The 19,598-nt window shown below is 63.4% G+C and carries 19 protein-coding genes; 4 read left to right on the top strand and 15 right to left on the bottom strand.

The features are described from left to right. The first annotated feature begins 17 nt into the window (after window positions 1–17). Window positions 18–851 carry an SDR family NAD(P)-dependent oxidoreductase gene (locus tag AOT83_RS03590; RefSeq protein ID WP_057963889.1) on the top strand — a complete coding sequence of 278 codons (834 nt, stop codon included), beginning with the start codon at window positions 18–20 and terminating at the stop codon, window positions 849–851. Window positions 852–877: 26 nt separating this feature from the next. Here AOT83_RS03590 and AOT83_RS03585 read toward each other — a convergent pair whose 3' ends face one another. The 5 genes from AOT83_RS03585 to AOT83_RS03565 form a co-directional block, all read right to left on the bottom strand. Next, window positions 878–2,152, bottom strand: coding sequence for a serine hydrolase domain-containing protein (locus tag AOT83_RS03585; protein ID WP_057963888.1), 1,275 nt, complete (start codon window positions 2,150–2,152; stop codon window positions 878–880). A 105-nt stretch (window positions 2,153–2,257) separates the two neighbouring features. Further along, entirely contained in the window at window positions 2,258–3,529 is a 1,272-nt protein-coding gene (locus AOT83_RS03580; RefSeq protein ID WP_030094827.1) for a serine hydrolase domain-containing protein, read from the bottom strand. Between the two features lie 117 nt (window positions 3,530–3,646). After that, the gene (locus tag AOT83_RS03575) at window positions 3,647–5,155 is read right to left on the bottom strand and encodes an NAD(P)/FAD-dependent oxidoreductase (RefSeq protein ID WP_057963922.1); all 1,509 of its coding nucleotides are present in this window, start codon (window positions 5,153–5,155) and stop codon (window positions 3,647–3,649) included. A 92-nt stretch (window positions 5,156–5,247) separates the two neighbouring features. Then, window positions 5,248–6,036, bottom strand: coding sequence for an SDR family NAD(P)-dependent oxidoreductase (locus AOT83_RS03570; protein WP_052399450.1), 789 nt, complete (start codon window positions 6,034–6,036; stop codon window positions 5,248–5,250). Beyond that, window positions 6,033–7,475, bottom strand: coding sequence for a cytochrome P450 (locus AOT83_RS03565; protein WP_078313422.1), 1,443 nt, complete (start codon window positions 7,473–7,475; stop codon window positions 6,033–6,035). The genes AOT83_RS03570 and AOT83_RS03565 overlap by 4 nt, the downstream gene beginning before the upstream one ends. Before the next feature lie 132 nt (window positions 7,476–7,607). Here AOT83_RS03565 and AOT83_RS03560 point away from each other — a divergent pair, with 132 nt between their 5' ends. Then, on the top strand, window positions 7,608–8,243 hold the full coding sequence (locus AOT83_RS03560; protein ID WP_030094823.1) for a TetR/AcrR family transcriptional regulator: 636 nt from the start codon (window positions 7,608–7,610) through the stop codon (window positions 8,241–8,243). On the opposite strand, the gene AOT83_RS03555 is transcribed toward AOT83_RS03560, so the two are convergent. The 3 genes from AOT83_RS03555 to AOT83_RS03545 all read right to left on the bottom strand — a co-directional run bounded on the left by AOT83_RS03555 (window position 8,240) and on the right by AOT83_RS03545 (window position 10,941). Next, entirely contained in the window at window positions 8,240–9,097 is an 858-nt protein-coding gene (locus tag AOT83_RS03555; RefSeq protein ID WP_232783240.1) for a glycine betaine ABC transporter substrate-binding protein, read from the bottom strand. The genes AOT83_RS03560 and AOT83_RS03555 overlap by 4 nt on opposite strands. Before the next feature lie 4 nt (window positions 9,098–9,101). After that, window positions 9,102–10,244: an NADP-dependent malic enzyme gene (locus AOT83_RS03550; RefSeq protein ID WP_030094821.1), complete on the bottom strand. Its 1,143-nt coding sequence runs from the start codon at window positions 10,242–10,244 to the stop codon at window positions 9,102–9,104. A gap of 85 nt (window positions 10,245–10,329) precedes the next feature. Beyond that, window positions 10,330–10,941: a MarC family protein gene (locus AOT83_RS03545; protein WP_030094820.1), complete on the bottom strand. Its 612-nt coding sequence runs from the start codon at window positions 10,939–10,941 to the stop codon at window positions 10,330–10,332. A 95-nt stretch (window positions 10,942–11,036) separates the two neighbouring features. Between AOT83_RS03545 and corA the strand changes: the two genes are divergently transcribed. Continuing rightward, complete coding sequence (gene corA / locus AOT83_RS03540; protein ID WP_030094819.1) at window positions 11,037–12,131, top strand: magnesium/cobalt transporter CorA; 1,095 nt, start codon at window positions 11,037–11,039, stop codon at window positions 12,129–12,131. Between the two features lie 4 nt (window positions 12,132–12,135). Here corA and AOT83_RS03535 read toward each other — a convergent pair whose 3' ends face one another. The 6 genes from AOT83_RS03535 to AOT83_RS03510 all read right to left on the bottom strand — a co-directional run bounded on the left by AOT83_RS03535 (window position 12,136) and on the right by AOT83_RS03510 (window position 17,823). Then, on the bottom strand, window positions 12,136–12,741 hold the full coding sequence (locus AOT83_RS03535) for a suppressor of fused domain protein (protein WP_030094818.1): 606 nt from the start codon (window positions 12,739–12,741) through the stop codon (window positions 12,136–12,138). A gap of 11 nt (window positions 12,742–12,752) precedes the next feature. Further along, on the bottom strand, window positions 12,753–13,955 hold the full coding sequence (gene ugpC / locus AOT83_RS03530) for a sn-glycerol-3-phosphate ABC transporter ATP-binding protein UgpC (RefSeq protein ID WP_030094817.1): 1,203 nt from the start codon (window positions 13,953–13,955) through the stop codon (window positions 12,753–12,755). A 2-nt stretch (window positions 13,956–13,957) separates the two neighbouring features. Continuing rightward, window positions 13,958–14,791, bottom strand: coding sequence for a carbohydrate ABC transporter permease (locus tag AOT83_RS03525; protein WP_030094816.1), 834 nt, complete (start codon window positions 14,789–14,791; stop codon window positions 13,958–13,960). Then, a complete protein-coding gene (locus AOT83_RS03520; protein WP_057963887.1) occupies window positions 14,788–15,702 on the bottom strand; it encodes a sugar ABC transporter permease in 915 nt (304 codons plus the stop codon). The genes AOT83_RS03525 and AOT83_RS03520 overlap by 4 nt, the downstream gene beginning before the upstream one ends. After that, window positions 15,699–17,114 (bottom strand): ABC transporter substrate-binding protein, encoded by a 1,416-nt coding sequence (locus AOT83_RS03515; protein ID WP_057963886.1) that lies wholly within the window; start codon window positions 17,112–17,114, stop codon window positions 15,699–15,701. The genes AOT83_RS03520 and AOT83_RS03515 overlap by 4 nt, the downstream gene beginning before the upstream one ends. A 187-nt stretch (window positions 17,115–17,301) precedes the next feature. After that, on the bottom strand, window positions 17,302–17,823 hold the full coding sequence (locus AOT83_RS03510; RefSeq protein ID WP_030094813.1) for a general stress protein: 522 nt from the start codon (window positions 17,821–17,823) through the stop codon (window positions 17,302–17,304). Between the two features lie 158 nt (window positions 17,824–17,981). Here AOT83_RS03510 and AOT83_RS03505 point away from each other — a divergent pair, with 158 nt between their 5' ends. After that, on the top strand, window positions 17,982–18,635 hold the full coding sequence (locus AOT83_RS03505) for a DUF4190 domain-containing protein (RefSeq protein WP_057963885.1): 654 nt from the start codon (window positions 17,982–17,984) through the stop codon (window positions 18,633–18,635). On the opposite strand, the gene AOT83_RS03500 is transcribed toward AOT83_RS03505, so the two are convergent. Further along, a complete protein-coding gene (locus tag AOT83_RS03500) occupies window positions 18,632–19,594 on the bottom strand; it encodes a CoA ester lyase (protein ID WP_030094811.1) in 963 nt (320 codons plus the stop codon). The genes AOT83_RS03505 and AOT83_RS03500 overlap by 4 nt on opposite strands. Between the last annotated feature and the right edge of the window lie 4 nt (window positions 19,595–19,598).

Raw genomic sequence — 19,598 nt, 5'->3', positions numbered from 1 at the left:
CTAACAAGGAGACATCTATGGAAGGCTTCAGCGGCAAGGTGGCCGTGGTGACCGGTGCGGGTTCGGGAATCGGACGTGCACTGGCGGTGGAACTCGCGCGCTCGGGCGCCAAGGTGGCCATCAGCGATGTCGACGCCGAAGGCCTGGCAGAGACCGAACGCCAGGTCAAGGCCCTGGGCGCGGAGGTTCGCTCCGATCGCCTCAATGTCGTTGAGCGCGAAGCCTTCCTGCTCTACGCCGATGCCATCAAGGAGCACTTCGGCAAGGTCAACCAGATCTACAACAACGCCGGCATCGCCTACCAGGGCGAGGTAGAGGAAAGCCAGTTCAAGGACATCGAGCGGATCATCGACGTCGACTTCTGGGGCGTGGTCAACGGCACCAAGGCCTTCCTGCCGCACCTGATCGCCTCCGGCGACGGTCACGTCGTCAACGTTTCCAGCCTGTTCGGCGTGCTGTCCATGCCGGGCCAAAGTGCTTACAACTCGGCCAAGTTCGCGGTGCGCGGCTTCACCGAATCACTGCGCCAGGAGATGATCATCGGCAAGAAGCCGGTCGCGGTCACCTGTGTGCACCCCGGTGGCATCAAGACCGCCATCGCGCGCAACTCCACCACCGCGGAGGGCTACGACCAGCAGGCGATGGCCGCGATGTTCGACAAGTACCTTGCGAACACCAGCCCCGAGGCCGCGGCCCGCATCATCCTGACCGCCGTCCGCAAGAAGAAGCCACGGGTGCTCGTCGGACCCGACGCCAAGATCCTGGACCTGGTCGTACGCGTGACCGGCTCCCGCTACCAGGACATCTTCTCGCTGGTGACGGGCTTCATCATGCCCAAGCCCGGGAAGTAACGACCCGGGCCGATCATCCGTGTCGGCTAGCGCGCCGCACGGATGATTGACGGCAAGAAGGTGCCGATGATGGTCTGGTCAAAGACCATCGTGGTCGGTAGCCGGTTGTGCACGATGGCAACCGAGATCTTGCGTTTCTGATCGGCCCAGCCGAAGGAGCCACCCGCGCCGATATGCCCGAAGCCGCCACCGATCACCGGCGCCACCAGGGAGTGGTACCCACGGTGCCAGCCCATCGGTATCCCGAGCGTGTGGTCTATCTGGTAGCTGTTCTTGCGTCCGAGGCCCTGGGCGACATCGGGCGAGAGCAACCGTGTTCCGTCAACGCTCCCGTCGCCCGCCAGGGCCGCGTAGAGCTTGGCCAACGCGGGCGCGGTACAGCAGGCGCTACCGGCGCCGCACCGCAGATCCATCACGGGAGCACTCGCGTGCCCGTCGTCGGCCAGCAGCATCTCGGCACCCGGCTGGTACAGCGTGGAGGCCGCCCCCTTGGCCCCGGGCATCCTGTCGAGCATCCCCATGACCGGCGGAGCCGTCCGACGGATAAAGCCGGACCGTGCGACCCTGTCCAAATGCGGTGTGAGCGCGGCTGATTCGGAGGGCGCACCTTTGGGCGGCCTACCCATGTGGATACCGTCGACGCCCAGCGGCTCGGCCAGTTCGGTGCGGTACAGCTCTTCGAGGTCCTTACCGGTGACGGCCTTGGCAAGCCGTCCCATGAGCCAGCCGATGGACAATGCATGGTAGGCGGGCTTGCCGAAATATCTGTCGACGGGCGCCGCGGCCAACCGGTCGGCCATCAGATCCGGGTCGAACATCTCCTCGTAGTTGTGCGCAATACCCGTCAGCCGCGACAACCCTGCCGTATGCGACAGGATCTCGTCGACCGTGATCGCGCCCTTGCCGTGGGCGGCGAACTCGGGCCAGTACCGGGCGACCGGGGCGTTGTACTCCAGCAGTCCGCGGTCCACCAGCTTGTGGATGATGGTGGCGGTAACTCCCTTGGAAGCCGAAAAGATCACCGGCGCCGTATCGCGCGTCCAGGCCTGCCCCTTCTGCGCCTGACCGGCCCACAGATCCAGTACAGGCTCGCCGTCCACGTACACACAGATCGCGCCACCGCCCACGCGGTACCGGGTGAAGGCAAGCGAGAAGACGCGCACCACACCTCGGAACTCGGGGCGCGCCCAGCCGTTCACCCCCGGCGGCAGCTCCACACCGCGTTCCAGCGGCGGATAGGCGAAGGGGGTGGGTAGCGGTGATTCCGGGACCGCGTCGTCGAGGCCGTGAGGTTGTGCCATAAGTAACAGTGAGTACCAGGTACTTGGCGTCAAGACAAGGGTGATGAATCAGATGTCAGGACAGATACCCAATCGACGCTCGACGATTGGGGGCACTTCACGATCTCAGCCGACGGCCTTGACGATCTGCGGCCACAAGAACGCAAACGAGATCTGATCGAGAGCCATGGTCAGTGGCAGCCGGTTATGCGCGAGGCCGACAGCGATCTTGCGCTTGGGGTCGGCCCATCCCATGGAGCCACCGAGCCCGATGTGGCCGAATCCGCCGCGGAATCCATTCATAGGCAGCGACATGTATCCCAGGTGCATGCCCATGGGGAACACGATGGTGCGGTCGATGCTCAGATTGATTCTACGAGCAAGCCCGGCAACAGTTTCCGGCGAAAGGAACTCGCGGCCCTCGACAGTGCCACCGCCTGCCAGGGCTGCGTACATCTTGGCGAGCGCCGGTGCCGTCGCGACCGCGTTGGCCGCCGGTGCCTGCATGTCGTACAGCGCTGAACTCAGAGTGCCGTCGTCGGCGAGGATCCGTTCCATTCCGGGCTCGTACATCGTGCCGATCGCACCCTCGAAACCGGGAAGACGATCGATGGCACGGATGACTGTCGGCAGCACCCGGCCCACCACGGGCCGGGTCGCCACCGGATCCAGGAATGGGTACATCGAGGCGGCCTTGGTCGACGAGGTCCGTGGCGGTCGTCCGAGGTGTATCCCCTCGACCCCGAGTGGCTCGGCGATCTCGGTACGAAACAGCTCACGCATGTCCTTGCCGGTGACCGACCGGGCCAGGCCCGCAAGCAGCCACCCGAAGGTGAGCGCGTGATACGCGCGTTTGCCGTAGAACTTGTCGACCGGCGCCGCGGCCAGACGCTGTTCCATGAGCTCGTGGTCGGTGACTTCCTCTGCATGGCGCGCGATCCCGTCCAACCGGGACAGTCCGGCGCGGTGATCGAGAACCTGACGCACGGTGATCGACGACTTACCGTTGGCCCCGAACTCCGGCCAGTAACGCGCAACCGGGGCGTCATAGGCAAGTAGGCCCCGGTCGACCAGACGGTGAATGACGGTGGCCGCGATACCCTTCGACGCCGAGAACACGAGCGCTCCGGTGTCACGTGTCCAGCCCTGCCCGGCAGCAGCCGCACCGGCCCAAATGTCCAATGCCGGTTCACCGTCGACGTAGACGCAGAGGCCACCGCCGCCGAGGCGGTATTTGGTGAACATCCACTCGAAGGTTCGGACCACGGAGGCCAGCTCGGGCCGCGCCCAGCCCTCCACGCCGTTCGGGAGCCGCAATCCGGGCAGGTCGCCCGGGTACAGCTCAGTGCCACGTACAGGTGCTGTGGCCGCAACATTGGGGCCCAGAGGGATCGCCATAATGAACATTTAGGTACCACGTGTCAAATAACCGGGTCAAGTCACAATCTGATTGCCGACGGCGTCACCCCAGGTCAGCGAGCTTCAGCTGCGGGCCCCCCTCACTGACAGCAATTCTCAGCCTTCCGCAACCGCCGGGGCCGCGCACCCGAATCGATAGTCGTCGAGGTTGAATGTGCGACTGCGCCAAGCGGATTCCAGCGTCGTGGTCGGACGCAACGGCGCATCGCCATTTTTGTCGAAGTAGTAGCTGTTGGAGTGCGCACAGCTGTCCTGCCAGAAGATCTGACGGCGCCTGCGTCTGAGCATCTCGGCGAAGAAACGGTCATTGGCACGTTGGGTGACTTCGACGTAGTTGGCGCCCAACGCGCGGGCACGAGTAAGGCACCGGCCGATATGGGTGGACTGGGCCTCGATGAGCGCGAAATACGACGACCCGTTGTATCCGTACGGTCCCATGATCGAGAAGTGGTTGGGAAATCCGGGCACGCTTACACCTTCGTAAGCTTGTAGACGGTGTGTATCCCAATATGATTGTTGCGTAAGGCCATCACGCCCGATCAGCTCATAGGTCGGCATGTTCCCCGGGTCCATTACCTTGAAACCAGTTGCCAAGATGAGCGTATCCAGCTGATGCTCCGCACCGCTGGATACATGGACGGCACTGGCGTCGATACCGGTGATCGGATCCGTTTCGAGTGTGACGTTCTCGCGATTGAAAGTCGCGAGGTATCCATTGTGAAAACTTGGACGCTTGCAGCCCAGTCCATAACGGGGCGTGAGCTTGTCACGGGTCTCGGCATCTGAAACCTGGCTATGCAAATACCTGCGCGCAAGTGACTCCACGACGGGTGACATGCCGGGTATCGCCCCGTGATAGTGCGCGGGGATCGGAAAGGTGGCCTCCACGAATGCCTGGCTCGCCAGCCGCGTCGCCTGCAGCCCGCCGGGAAGTCGCGTCAAGAATCGCGATACGGTGCCGCGCAGCGAAAAGTCCGGTTTTGGCAGACACCAAATGGGCGTTCTCTGAAACACGGTGAGATGCTCCACCTCTGGGGCAATCGCGGCGATGATCTGAACCGCGGACGCCCCGGTTCCGATGATCCCCACACGCTTTCCCGAGACGTTCTGAGTATGGTCCCAGCGGGCGGTATGCATGGTCTGGCCTTCGAAATCCTCGATGCCATGGATCTCCGGATACACCGGGCGAGTGAGGACTCCACACGCGTTGATGACGAAGCGCGCGGTCAGCTGCTCACCCGCAGCGGTGGTGAGACGCCACAGACATGCTGATGCGTCGAACTGCGCTGTGACGATCGTGGTGTTGAAACGGATCTTGTCGGCCAGGCCGTACTTGCGCACGCAATGTTCGGCGTAAGCCTTGAGCTCGCGACCGGGCGCGTAGCTGCGGGACCAGCTTTTCAGCTTTTCGAAGGAGAACTGATAGCTGAACGAAGGTATGTCGACGGCAATCCCGGGGTAGGTGTTCCAATGCCAGGTACCGCCCACCCCGTCGGCCTCGTCAACCAGGAGCATATCTCGGAACCCCGTGTTATACAGCGCTATTGCTGTACCAATCCCTGAGAATCCCGCACCGATGATAACCACCTCATGGTCAGGTGGTATCGGGCGTTCGGTCGGATGCGCTGACGGATTGGGTGTCACATTCGAATCGCTATGGGTGGAGACGACCATGAAGGTTCCCGTTCTCGAGTGGGTCAAATGCGGGCCAGTAGATTGCCGACGGAGGCCGGCAGGGCGCGGAGTGCGTGATAGGCGAGCCGTGATTCCACGCCCACGGGAACAAGTGCGATGTTGTGCCGGGCGGCACGAGCAATGGCCTTGGCCACCGCATCTGGTGGGTGACCCAGCTTGAATCCCTTTGCCATCAGCTCCTTTTCACTGCCGATGGCGCCCCGCAAGCGGGTGTGTTCCAGAATCGGAGTCTTGATGACACCCGGGCAGATGACGCTGACCCCAACACCGTGGCTGGCCCAGTCCGCCCGCAGACATCGAGAGAACATGATGACCGCGGCCTTGGACGCGCAATACGACGCCATCCGACGCGTCGGGATGTAACCGGCCCCGGAGGCCACATTGACCACGTGGCCACTCCCACGCGCCACCATGTCGGGTCCAAACGCCCTGCAACCATGGGCAACCCCGTCGTAATTGATGGACCGCAGCCAGATCCAGTCTTCGTGTGTGGTTTCCAGAAAGTCGCCCCCCACACCCACACCCGCGTTGTTCACGAGGATGTCGACGGGGCCGTGTTCGGCCTTGATACGGGCGGCAACTTCCTCGACCGATGCCAGATCCGCTACATCGCAGGCATATCCGAAGACTCGGTCACCGCCACTCCGAGCGGCACCAACGGCAGCCCGCAGGGCGTCCCCGTTGATATCCAGGCCGATCACCTCGACGCCTTCGCGTGCGTAATGCCGCACGGTGGCGGCGCCGATACCACTAGCAGCACCCGTTATCACGACGCGTTGTGGAATCTTCATGCCGTGTGTCTCCGCCGGGCGATGGCCTGCAGACCATGACGAGGGCGCAGCGTCAACGTGGCCTCCGGATCAACCGGGTGCCCGGGCCTTAAGTCAAACACGAAGTTTTGACTCAAGATTGCCGTCACCAACACAGACTCCATCACGGCGAAACTCTGGCCGATGCAGATCCTCTTTCCGCCACCGAACGGCAGGTAGGCACTTTTAGAGCGCCCCTTTCCTGCTCCAGGCAAGAATCGTGAGGGATCGAACTCCCCCGGGTTCGGCCACCAGCGCTCGTCATGATGGACCAGATGCCCGGGCAATATGACGGTCGTTCCCTTCCGAATGTGGTGACCGCCAACAACATCGTCTTTGATGGCAAGCCTCGGGATTATCCACGCCGGACTGTAGAAACGCATCGCCTCCATGAAGCAGGCTGTCGTCCATGGCAGCTGTGCCAAATCGTCCGCCGTCGGCGTCCGCCCTTCCAAGACGTCATCGACCTCTTTGAGCATTCGATCACGAGCCGGCGGGTTCAGGGCCAATAGGTACCACATCCACGACAGTGCATTTGCGGTTGTCTCGTGGCCCGCAAGCATGAAGGTCATCGACTCGTCACGAACACGTTTCAGCGGCAAAGGCTTTCCATCTTCGTCCTCGGTGGTCAGCATGTAATTCAAGAGATCGAGGCCGTTTGTCGGATTTGTTTTGCGGTCCCGCACCAAGTCCCATACCGACTTGTCCAGCGACTTCGCCACAATCTGCATGGTCCGGAACGGCCACGGAAGCGGGATCGGCAGAAAGGCGCCCCGCATAATTATCCGGAACAACCGCCGAGGTGGCTCCACTATGAGAAACAGTCGCAGCAGCTTCTCTCCGAACCTCAATCCGGTAGTCACCTTGTCGGACATCTCGTCGGAGATGGCGCCAAACTGCTTACCGAACAAGGCATTTCCAACCACGTTGAGCGTCAGCTTGACCATTGCATCCGACAGGCTCAGCTCCGTGGCATCCGGCTTAGACTTCATCTCCGCCACGAGATCGTCTATCGGAGCCACCATCAAGTCGACAAGCCCGTTCAGCCTGCGCTTGGCGAACATAGGGTTGAGCAGTGTGCGATGCCACTGCCAGGACTCGTCTTCGTCCGTGAACAAGTTGACGCCCAGCAGAGCACGCAACAACTCGTACTCGAAGGACTTGTGGTAGTTCAGCCTGCCGGTATGCAGGACGTGATCGATGTATTCCGGATGCGTCACGCATACAAAGCGTCTGGTGCCACATCGAAAACGTGAGATGTCATGCCCCGACACCCGCGGAACCCAGCCCCGGCTGACATCCAGGCCGTAACGGGCCATGTCGATGCTCATCGTCAGGCCGTTCAGGTATCTCGCGGGTGCCCCTGACACGACCACCGATTTATCGGTCGTATCGACACCCTGGACCGCTGCAGACGTCATTGTCTCCGCCTCTCCGATAAGTGAGATCCGAGATCTCCGGACCATCATCTGATCTCACGTGAGTTCAGATTACATTAGAGCGTTAATCGTAAAAGTTTTCAAGAGGTCACCGGCATTTGCGATCATCGACAGATGCGCCGCACGTCCGACCTCTATGGCGGCCAGACACACGCACAACGACGCCAGGAACGTCGTTCACGGTTTGTCGTGGCCGCGTTCGATATCTGGCGCGAGTCCGGCTGGGCAGCGGTCACGATGCGCAAAGTATGTGCGCAGACGACCCTTAACACCCGGTACTTCTACGAAGACTTCTCGGATCGAGACGACCTGTTAGTCGCGGTGTGGCAAGGCATCAGGGCCGAACTACTCACCTCGGTGCTGGAAGTGATGGCCCTTGATCCGAAACGGCCTCCGCTGGAAACCCTCAATGAGGCGCTGCGCGTGCTCGTCACGTGGATCGCGGATGACTTTCCCCGCGCGCACGTGCTACTGGGCACCCACACCGGCTGCCCCGCGCTCGAAAAGACGAGACAGGCCTCCCAGCGGGAGCTGATTGAACTCATGATCGACACCGGCGGCCCTTACCTTCGGCCCGACGCCGACCCCGCCGCCTTCCGCGTGGATGTCACCATCGGCCTCAACGGTTTCACCGGGATGATGAGCGAATGGCACTCAGGCGCACTTGTTCTCACCGAAGAACAGGTCGTTGATCACGTGACCCGGCTCGCTACCGTTATCGCGAACCAGCACATCAGCACCACCGGCTAGCGCAGCAAGATCTGGTGGTCGTTGAGCCACGTATCCACCACGCGCTGTGGATCCGCGCCGCCGGACACTTCCCGGGTCATCACCGCCAGATCCCCAGTGGTGAGCTCACCGGCAACCTTGTTGAGCGATAACACCTGCGGTTCGGATAGCTCATTGCGCCGGTACAGCGGAACGACATTGTTGGCGGGCAGCCAACTCTTCTCGTCGTCGACCAGGGTGACTCCATCGGCGGGAAGAGCCGGGTTGGCGGTGGACGTCCACGCCACCGCCACCTCTCCGCCCTTGAGTGCCGTGAAAAGCTCACCGGTGCTGGGGAATTGACGTGGATTACCTGTCGCGCAGGAACCGATGCGAGCGACGGGAACGGGCCCCTGCCCCACCTGCCCGGCACGCGCCAGTTCATCGCAGTGTCGCGCTAACCCGGCGAGCGTCGGCTTGGCCGAGACACTCGTCGCGACCGACGGAACCGCAATGGCCGGGCGATCCTCGGCCGTCCCATAATCGGCCGCCGCAACGCCGGCGGGCAGGGCAGCGATCATCGCCTTATAGGTGACCTCTTCGTCCCCGCTGGGGCGCTGCTGCGGCGCGAACTGCCGCAACAGCCTCCCGGTGAATCCTGGTGCGACGCTGGCGATACCGGTGTCCAATTCCGATACCGGATCAACACTCTCACGCACCTTGGTGTCGATACCGGTCGCCTTCACCACCGCCGCATAGATGTACGCGAGCACCCGATACTGCGGTTCCTTCGTGGTCACCACCGTCAAATATGGTGCGGGGCCACCACTTTCCGAGCATCCGGCCAGCACGGCCACCATCACCAGCAGCCCCACCGTCAGTGCACGAAACTTCAAACGGCTAATCGCTCTCGTGCGCGACAGCCTGGACAGCGGCCGCCACAGCGGGTCCGACACGCGGATCCAACGGGCTGGGCACAATCTTGTTCGGCGCCAGGTCAGGTTCGACGACCGAGAAGATTGCTTCGGCCGCAGCCACTTTCATCCGCTCGGTGATCTTGGTGGCCTCGGCGTCCAGTGCCCCACGGAACACACCGGGGAAGGCCAGCACGTTGTTGATCTGGTTCGGGAAGTCGCTGCGCCCGGTCGCGACAATCGCGGCGTACTTGGCGGCCACATGCGGGTGAATCTCGGGGTCGGGGTTGGAACATGCGAAGACGATGCTCTCGTCTGCCATGGTCGCGATGAGCGACTCGTCGACCTTTCCGGCCGAAACACCCAGGAACACATCGGCACCCGCGAGCGCCTCGGCCTGTCCGCCGGTGAGACCGCGCGGGTTGGTGCGTGCGGCAAGGTCTGCCTTGAACTCGTTGAGGTCATCGCGGCTGGAATGCACGATGCCCTTCGAGTCCAGCACCGTCACGTCGGTAATGCCGTCGGCCAGCAGGATGTTGGCGCATGCGACGCCGGCCGCGCCCGCACCGGAGATCACCACCTTGAGCGACTTCTGATCGCGGCCCAACACCCGCGATGCTCCCATGAGTGCCGCCAACACCACGATGGCGGTGCCGTGCTGGTCGTCGTGCATCACCGGACAGTCCAGCGCCTCGATCACCCGTCGCTCGATTTCGAAACAACGCGGCGCGGAGATGTCCTCCAGGTTGACCGCACCGAAGGTCGGGCGCAGCCGGATCAGCGTCTCGACGATCTCGTCGGGATCCTTGGTGTCGAGCACGATCGGGATGGAGTTGAGCCCGGCGAAGGTCTTGAACAGTGCGCTCTTGCCCTCCATGACGGGCAGCGATGCCGAGGGGCCGATATCGCCGAGACCGAGCACGGCGCTGCCGTCGCTGACCACCGCAACCAGGCGATGGGCCCAGGTGTACTTCTTGGCCAGGCTGGCGTCGGCGGCAATGGCCCGCGATACCTGCGCAACACCCGGGGTGTAGGCGATCGACAGTGCGCGCTGTGTGTCCAGCGGCGACTTGAGCTCTACCGACAGCTTCCCGTCGATATGTGCTTCGAAAATCTCTTCATCTGTCACGACAACGTCGGATGCGGTCACAGCGGTGAGACTACTGGCCCCCTCGAAAGTCACTCCTGGCGACTCTGGAAATGTGAGCGGCCCGTTACGCGCCTGCCACGAATCCGCGCACCGACTCGGCGATCATCTGCACCGCGATGGCAGCCAGTAACAAGCCTGCGACCCGGGCCAAGAGCATGATCCCGCCCTCCCGCAGCACCCTGATCAGCACCGTAGAGAACCTCAGCGTTAGATACAGCACCACGTGCACGCACAGGATCGCGGCAGCGATGGCCAGATAGGTGCCCACCTGCCCCTGCGCCTGACGGACCGCGATGATGGTCGCCGCGATGGCTCCCGGTCCCGCCATCAGCGGGGTGCCCAGCGGGACAAGCGCCACGTTGACGCCGCTATCGGCGTTCTGGCTGGTGGCGCCGCCCATCAGCAGAGATAGGCCCGTGATGAGCAGCAGCAGGCCGCCGGCACCCTGCAGCGCGGGCACACCTATATGTAGATAGGTCAGGATCGCCTGGCCGCCAATCGCGAACATCGAGATGACGGTCAACGAGACCGCCGGCGCCTGCCAGGCGGCACGATGTCGTTCGGCGGCGGGCTGCCGGCCCGTCAGCGACAGAAACACCGGTACCGCACCCGGGGGATCCATGATGACGACCAGGGTGATGAACACTGAGGTGAACACCGCAATATCGAATGTCACGATTTCAGTGTCCCAGGCGGTCCCACAGGCTCGCGGGTTACCATCTCGCGGAACGGTTCCGCAGAACGATTGGTTGCGAGCAGGGAGCCCACATCATGGCGCGATTTCCGTCGGTCAATCCGTCGTCGTTGCGTTCACCTATCCGCGGCCGTGAACCCGAGACCGATGCCAAACGCATCCCGGTCCCTCTCGCCCGCGCCATTGTCGACTGTGGCGTGTACGTCGACGGGGTCCGGCTGCCGGGCAAGTACACGCCCACCGCCGCGCTGGAGAAGGTGCGCTCGCTGGACCGCGGGTTCGTGTGGGTGGGGCTGCACGAACCCGACGAACATCAGATGGAGGCGGTCGCCCAGCCGTTCGGACTACACCGGCTGGCCGTCGAGGATGCCGTGCACGCGCACAACCGTCCGAAGCTCGAGCGGTACGACGACACCTTGTTCTTGATTCTCAAGACCGTGAATTACGTTGAACACGAATCAATCTCCTCGGCCCGCGAGATCGTGGAAACCGGCGAGATCATGATTTTCGTGGGCGGCGACTTCGTGGTGACGGTGCGCCACGGCGACCACAGCGGGTTGGCGAAGGTGCGCGCCCAGATGGATTCCGATCCGGACCACATGCGGTTGGGCCCGTATGCCGTCATGCATGCCATCGCCGATCGCGTGGTCGACTCGTATATGGAGGTCTCCGACCTCGTCGAAACCGATATCGATGCGATGGAGCAGAACGTCTTCTCGCCCCGATCCAGCACTGATATCGAGCACATCTACATGCTCAAGCGTGAAGTGGTGGAGTTGCGCCGCGCGATCAGCCCGCTCACGGGAGCGCTCAGCAAGCTCACCCAGGACCACAACGACCTGATCACCAAGGAAGTCCGGCGATATCTGCGTGACGTGCTCGATCATCAGAGCCACGCCGCCGATCAGATCGGAAGCTACGACGAGATGCTCACCTCCCTGGTGAATGCGGCCCTGGGCAAGGTGGCCATGCAGCAGAACACCGACATGCGCAAGATCAGCGCCTGGGTGGGCATCGCCGCGTTTCCGACCATGCTCGCCGGGATCTACGGCATGAACTTCGAGCACATGCCCGAGCTGGCCGAGCCGGCCGCCTACCCGATCGTGCTGCTCGTCATGGTCGTCGTATGCACCCTGCTGTACCGGAACTTCCGGAAGAACGGGTGGCTGTAGCGCGCTAGCTCGGCTGCGCGTGGGCGCGCGACGGGTCCTTCACATCGATATCGGCCTGCAGCCATGCGTCCCTCAACGCATCGGCGCCCTTGAGCCGCACCCAGGCCGCTTCGTTGGCCGTGATAGGCACGGCCACCAGAAAACGCACCGGCGAGAGCGGTTCGGGCAACAGGAGATCCGGGATATCGCCGTTCTGCAGCAGCACCGCCGTGTACGCCTGCCGTGCCGGATCGTCCCAGAGCGGCTGGCCCAGATCGACCAGCGCGTCCTCGGTGAGCACCAGCCCCTCCACCGCCGGCGAGGCGGCCAGCACCGCAAGAGATCGGGCCAGGCCAGGAAAGACATTGCCGCGCAAACTGATCAGCACTTCGGCGCGCGGACCCAGCTCCTCTGAAGTCAGCATCTCCCCCGGGTCGGCCATGGGATAGCGCGAGGCTCCCACCGAGACGAAATGCGATACCCCGGCATCATCGGGACCATAGCGCAGGAGCTCATAGGGTTCAGACCCAAGGAAGGTGACCGAGGCCGAATCCGGCTCGCCCGCACCGATACCCGTGAAGTGATCGGCCAGATGGGCGCGTACGTGACGGACGATCTCGTCCGAATTCATCCCCGGGCCGGTCACTGCCCGACAGTGTCATTGCCGGGCAGTGAAATGTTCTCCCCGGATGCGGCATCGAATATCACCAGCTTGCCGGTGTCGATGATCAGCTCGACGGGCTGCCCCTCCACGACCTTGGATGCCGCGGAAAGCCTTGCCACAAATTCGTTTTCGTCTGCCCCAGCCACGCCCGCCTCCTGGGCGAGTTCGGCCAGCTCATCCGAATGAGCCGCACCGCCTTCGGTGGTGAAGTGCACGTACTTGTCCGAGCCCAGCGACTCCACCAGGTCGGCATTAACCGTGAGCGTCAGTCCGGTAATCCGCTTGTAGGTGTCGACCAACGCGGCGTCCTCGAACTGCTCGGGCCGAATCCCCACGATCACGTCGCTGCCCAAAACGCCGGCCTTCTTGGCGGAAACGTTGGCGTAGACGCTCGCCTCGAGTGTCACCTCACCGAACGGCAGCTGCACTCCGATATCGGTAAGCGTCGCCGGGAAGAAGTTCATGGCCGGGGATCCGATGAAACCGGCGACGAACAGGTTGGCCGGGGTGTCGTAAAGCTCCTGGGGAGCACCGACCTGCTGCACCTTTCCGGCGCGCAGGACCACCACCCGATCACCGAGCGTCATCGCCTCGGTCTGATCATGCGTGACGTAGACGGTGGTGGTGCCCAACCGCTTCTGCAGCCGCGCTATCTCGGTGCGCATCTGCACCCGCAGTTTGGCATCCAGATTGGACAACGGCTCGTCCATGAGAAATGCCTTCGGACTGCGGACGATCGCGCGGCCCATCGCCACCCGCTGCCGCTGTCCGCCGGAGAGGTTGGCGGGCTTGCGATCCAGATAGTCGGTCAGATCCAGGATCTTCGCGGCCTCTTCGACCTTTGCGTTCACGTCGGCCTTGCTCATCTTGGTCAGGGTCAGCGGGAAGGCAATGTTCTGGCGCACAGTCATATGCGGGTACAACGCGTATGACTGAAACACCATGGCGATATCGCGATCCTTGGGCGCCTTCTCGTTGACCCGCTCACCGGCAATGGTGAGCTCGCCCGAGGAGATGTCCTCGAGTCCGGCGATCATGTTCAACGTCGTGGACTTACCGCACCCCGATGGCCCGACCAGGATGATGAACTCGCCGTCAGCGATATTCAGGCTGACATCCTGTACCGCCGCGGAACCGTCCGCGTACGTCTTGGACACCTGGTCCAGCACAATCTCAGCCATCGCTAACCCTTCACTGCACCGGAGGTCAGTCCGGCAACGATCCGTCGTTGGAATATGAGCACGAAGATGATGATCGGCACCGTGATGACGATGGCGCCCGCGGCAATCGATCCGGTGGGCTCCTCGAATTGCGAACTGCCGGTGAAGTTCGCGATGGCGACCGGGGCCGTGATGGATCGGTCCGTGGCTGTCAGCGAGATCGCCAGCAGCAGGTCGTTCCAGGCGAAGATGAAGACCAGGATCGCGGAGGTGACAATGCCCGGCGTGGCCAACGGTGCGATAACCTTCCAGAAGGCCTGTGCCGGTGTGGCTCCATCCATCTTGGCGGCCTTCTCCAATTCCCAAGGGATCTCGCGGAAGAACGCCGACAGTGTGTAGATGGCCAGGGGTAACGCGAAGGTGATGTACGGGATGATCAGTCCTGGCCAGGTGTCGAACAGGCCGACCGAGCGCTCGATGTTGAAGATCGGCGTCACCAGCGAGATCTGCGGGAACATCGCGATGAGGAGGGCCGCGCCGACGAGGGCCTTCTTCCCCGGAAAGTCCAGTCGCGCCACCGCGTACGCGGCCATGGTGCCAACGCTGACGGCGATCAATGTCGCGATGAGCCCAATGCCGATGGAGTTCACCAGTGCCGAGGTGAACACGTTTCCGCTGAAGATGCTGCGGTAGTTATCGAGCGTCACCGGCCATGGGAAGAACTTGCCATCCTTGACCGTCGAGGTGGGTTTGAGAGACAGGCTCAACACCCACAGCACCGGTACCAGCGCGTAGCACAGCACCAACACGTCGGCGATCACCCAGCCCGCAGCGCGCGAGGGCGTTGTGCGGCTCACCGTCTTGCCCCTTCGTCATCGGCCGCCGGGGCCGCGGCACCGAAAACCTTGATGAAGATGAACGCGATGATGGCCACACACAGGAAGATCAGGACACTGATCGCCGAACCAAGCCCGACATTGAAGGCCTTGAACAAGTTGTCGTACCCCAGAATCGACACCGACCCCGTGTTGTTGCTGCCGCCGGTGAGCACGTAGATGTTGTCGAAAATCCGGAAGGCGTCCAGGGTTCGGAACAGCAGCGCCACAAGAATCGCCGGTTTCATGATCGGGATGGTTACGCGGATCAGTCTGCTCCAGCCGTTGGCACCGTCGACCTGGGCGGCCTTCAATAAGTCGTCTGGGACGAGCGCCAAGCCGGCCAGCAACAGCAGAGCCATGAACGGCGTGGTCTTCCACACCTCCGCCAAGATCACCACCGCCAGCGACGGAATCTGTTGCGTCAGTGGCGCACTACCCGACGGAAGAAGATTCGCCAGATATCCCGTACCCGGAGTCCACGCGTAGTACCAGCTGTAAGACGCTGCGACGGTGACGATTCCGTAGGGGATCAGCACGGCAGTGCGCACCAGACCCTTCCCGAATATCGTTCGATGCATCACCAGCGCGAGGGTCAGGCCGAGTACGAGCTCGATGACCACCGAAATCACCGTGATCACAAGTGTGACCACCAGGGCGCTCCACCAATATCTATCGGTGAGCACCGTGACGTAGTTGTCGAACCACACCAACTTGCGGTCCTGCGGGCTGGCCAGGCTGTACTTCTGCAGGCTGAGCCAGATGGCATAGCAGATGGGGTATGCGGTAACCGCGAGCATGAGAAGCGCTGCCGGTGCGATGAGTAAGAGACCGAGACGCCGTTCAGCCTTCTTCCCCGCCGAGGCGGCCCCTTTGACACCCGAACCGGTCACGGGATCAGCCCCCGTCCGTCCACGGCCTTCTGCACCTGATCGGTGAGCAGATCGGCGGTGCGCTCGGGATCGATTCCGGTGATCGGGGCCAGCGCAGCGGAGACTCTCGTCGAGATGGCTTGGTAGTACGGGGAGGCCGGACGCACCGCGGCGTTGGCGAGCTGCTCGCGGATGATCGCGTACGCGGGGTACTTGGCCTGGAATTCGGGATCGTCATAGAGGGATGAGTCCACCGCGGGTAGGCCGCCCTCGATTGCCGTCGCCTTCTGGTTCTCGCGGCTGCGCAGGCAGTTCAACGCCTCGAAGGCCTGCGCCTTGTAGCGCGTTGTCTTGGCGACCGCGATGTTCAGCCCACCGATGGTGACCCTGGCGGGCTGGCCTGCGACCGCCGACGGGAAGGGCGCGAAACCCAGTGCCGCACTGGCCGCCTCGTACGCGGCCGTGAACTGCTCATCGTTCGGTTCGAAGCGGCCAGCACCGGCGATCGCACCGGTCAGGTCTGGGCGCCGATCCAGGCGCAGGAATGGAACTCCACCCTTGATTGCGTTCTCCATCATGCTGGCCATCACGAACGGCCAATTGATCTCAAAGGCGGCCTTACCTTGCTCAAAGGCCAAACGCGCTGTGCCCTCATCGGTCTGGGTAATCGAAGGGTCGGCACCATCAGCCGTCGCGATCGATTTGATGATCCGCAGGGCGGTGACCGTGGCGGCGCGATGCTCCGGGGTATCGGTCAAGGTGACTCGCTTGCCGTCATCGCCCAGCACCGAGCCGCCCGCGCTGACCAGCAGGGTGTTGAACAACACCACCAGGCCCTCGTACTGCTTGCCCTGCAACGCAATCCAGCTAGGTCCGCCAGATCGCGCGAAGCCCTCGGCTTCCTGCACCGTCTGCTCCCACGTCTCGGGCGGTTCCGGAACCAAATCCTTGCGATACCAGAGCAGCTGGGTGTTGGTACTCAACGGGGCGGCGTACAGCTTGTCTTTCCAGCGGGCGCTGGCCAGCGGGCCCGCGAGAGTGTCGCGCTGGGCGTTGGCATCGGTGACACCCGCCGGATCGTCCGAAAGCGGTAGCGCCCAACCCGCTTCGGCGAACTCGGCGGTCCACACCACGTCCATGCCCATCAGGTCCAGGGTGCGATCGTTACCGGTCAATCGGCGAGCCAGCTGCAGCCGTTGCTCGTCGGCCCGCTTCGGAAGGCTCACCTGCCGGATGGTGAACCGCCCACCCAGTTCCTTGTTGCATCGTTGCGCCGCGGCCGTGAAGGTCCCGGCCTCACTGGCCGGGGTGTAGAAGCGGATGACGACCCCGTCGTCGGAGCGCGCGCATCCCGTCAGCGAAGCCAGCGTCAGGCACGTGACGCCCAGCGCCACACCCTTCCGTCGGAACCATCCGGCCGACGACTCCAACACGACCGCCTCCTGGTTCGTTGACGCGTCTCGGCACCTCCGTGTGCCGGTACGGCGGGCACACCCGTCCCGCGCGGCAACCGTAGAGCTAAAACCAGGTGACATGCAACATGTTCGGTGCGCGCGTCCCACCACCCGGGGCGCGGGCAACGCCGCAGGCCAACGCCATACGGCTCACCGCCGAGCAGACTCAGATAGCCAGTTTGGCCAGCATGTCGCGCGCGGCCTCTGCCTGCGCCGGCTCGCACAGCACGTCATAGCGACCCGCGACAAGCTGCATGGTTGATGCGAAATCCCTTGTGCCCCTCGTCATCGCGTAGGGCACCGCGGCGGTGACCAATCCGAACACCAATCCGACGGTAAGTCCCACGACGAGTGAGCCGGCCAGATTGGTGCTGAACATCCCCAGCACCAGGCCGATGAACAGGCCCAGCCACGCTCCGCTGAGCATGCCCCCGCCGAGCACCTTGGGCCACGACAATCGGCCGGTCACCCGTTCGACCTGCATCAAGTTCACGCCGACGATGGTGACGTTCTCGACCGGGAATTGCTGATCGGACAGATAGTCGACGGCGCGCTGAGCCTCCGCGTACGTCGGGTACGAGCCGATGGGCCAACCCTGCGGTGGCGTCGGCAAAGACAGGGACGAAGACAACGGGGAACGCGGTGACGTCGAGCGCTGTGGTTGCCCGGGTGTGAGCGGTTGTCCCACGAGTTCGGTCCTCCTGCAGAAGTCGGTGATGCACGGTAACGCGCTAGCTAGCACCCATTTAACGCCCGACCGCACCAGATGGTGCCCCTTTGACCGCGACCTGCGACTTTCCGCCCGCAGCGCGGCCAGAAACGCCCTCAATACGCTAGGTTTGCGCCATGACTACCCCGGGCAACGAACCCTCCGGCACCGGCCCCGACGCCTCGTCCGGATACGAGTATCCGTCCCTGGAGCAGTCCGCGCCGCCGGCCGATGCCGCGTCGTCGGCCAGCCAGGTGCCTCCGAGCATTCCCCCGGCGTGGGAGACGCCCGGACCTCCCCCGTCCTACCCGGCCTATCCGACCACTCCTCCCGCCTATCCCACGGCTCCGCCTCCGTATCCGACGGCTCCGCCGGCATATCCGCAATATGGCCAGACGTATCCGCCGTATCAGTCGGGACAGCCGTATCAGTCGGGACAGCCGGGCCCATACCCGCCGCCGGGTTATCCCACTGCCGGTGGTTATCCCGGATATCCGGCGCCCGGATACGCCGACCCGTACGGGTACGGCGCCTACGGGCAGACCGGTGGCGGCACCAATCCGCTGGCCATCGGTTCGTTGATCGCGTCGATCGTCGGCGTCTTCTGCGGCATCGGATCGATTGCCGGAGTCATCATGGGTTTCATCGCACTCAACCAGCTCAAGAACTCCCCGCAGGACGGCAAGGGCGTCGCCATCGCCGGGATCATCATCGGTGCCGCGGTGATCGTGTTCTGGGTGCTGATCATGATCATCGGCATCGCTTCGGGCGGCAGTTCGAGCTCGTACTAGCCCACCGGGGGCTCGAACGAGGGTGCCTGTCGCGCCATACCCGCGGCGCGCCCTTTACCGGCGATCACCAGAGCCATCTTGCGGCTGGCCTCATCGATCATCTCGTCCCCGAGCATCACCGCGCCACGTGCGCCACCTGCCACCGAGGTGTGCCACTCGTAGGCGTCCAGGATGAGTTCGGCCCTGTCGTAGTCCTCCTGGCGCGGGCTGAAGATCTCGTTGCCGGCCTCAACCTGTGCGGGGTGCAGCACCCACTTGCCGTCGAAGCCCAGCGCGGCCGAACGACCGGCCGCAACCCGGAAGGCATCGACGTCGCGCACCTTGAGATAGGGGCCGTCGATGGCGTCGACGCCGTGAGCACGCGCGGCAACCAGGATGGTCATCAGCACGTGGTGATACGCCTCGCCGTCATAGCCCGGGGGCTGCTCCCCGACGACCAGGGTGCGCATGCCGAGGCTGGCCATGAAGTCGGCGGGGCCGAAGACCAGCGACTGCACCCGCGGGCTCGCCGATGCGATCGCATCGATGTTGGTGAGTCCTTCGGCGTTCTCGATCTGCGCCTGGATGCCAATCGCGCCCACCTCGAGACCCCGTGAACGCTCAACCTGGGTCAGCAGCAGATCCAATGCCGTCACATGCGATGCGTCCACCACCTTGGGCAGCAGAATGTTGTCGATGTTGTCGCCGGCACGCGTGACAACATCCACCACATCCGCGTAGGTCCACTCAGTAGTCCAGTCATTAACACGCACCGATCGCAGCTGGCCAGACCATCCCGGCGCGTTGAGGGCATCGACGATGCGCTGACGCGCCTCCACCTTGGCCGGTGCCGCCACGGCGTCCTCAAGGTCCAGGAAGATCTCGTCCGCGGGAAGGGTTTTCGCTTTGTCGATCATCTTCTGGCTGCTGCCCGGAACGGCCAGGGTGGTGCGGCGCGGACGGTAGGTGGGAGCTGTCACAACT

It is taken from the genome of Mycobacteroides sp. H001 (genome assembly GCF_001440005.1).
Classification (GTDB): domain Bacteria; phylum Actinomycetota; class Actinomycetes; order Mycobacteriales; family Mycobacteriaceae; genus Mycobacterium; species Mycobacterium gwanakae.
The sequence above is the reverse complement of the archived record's forward strand: the minus strand, read 5'-3'. Positions and strand labels throughout refer to the sequence as shown.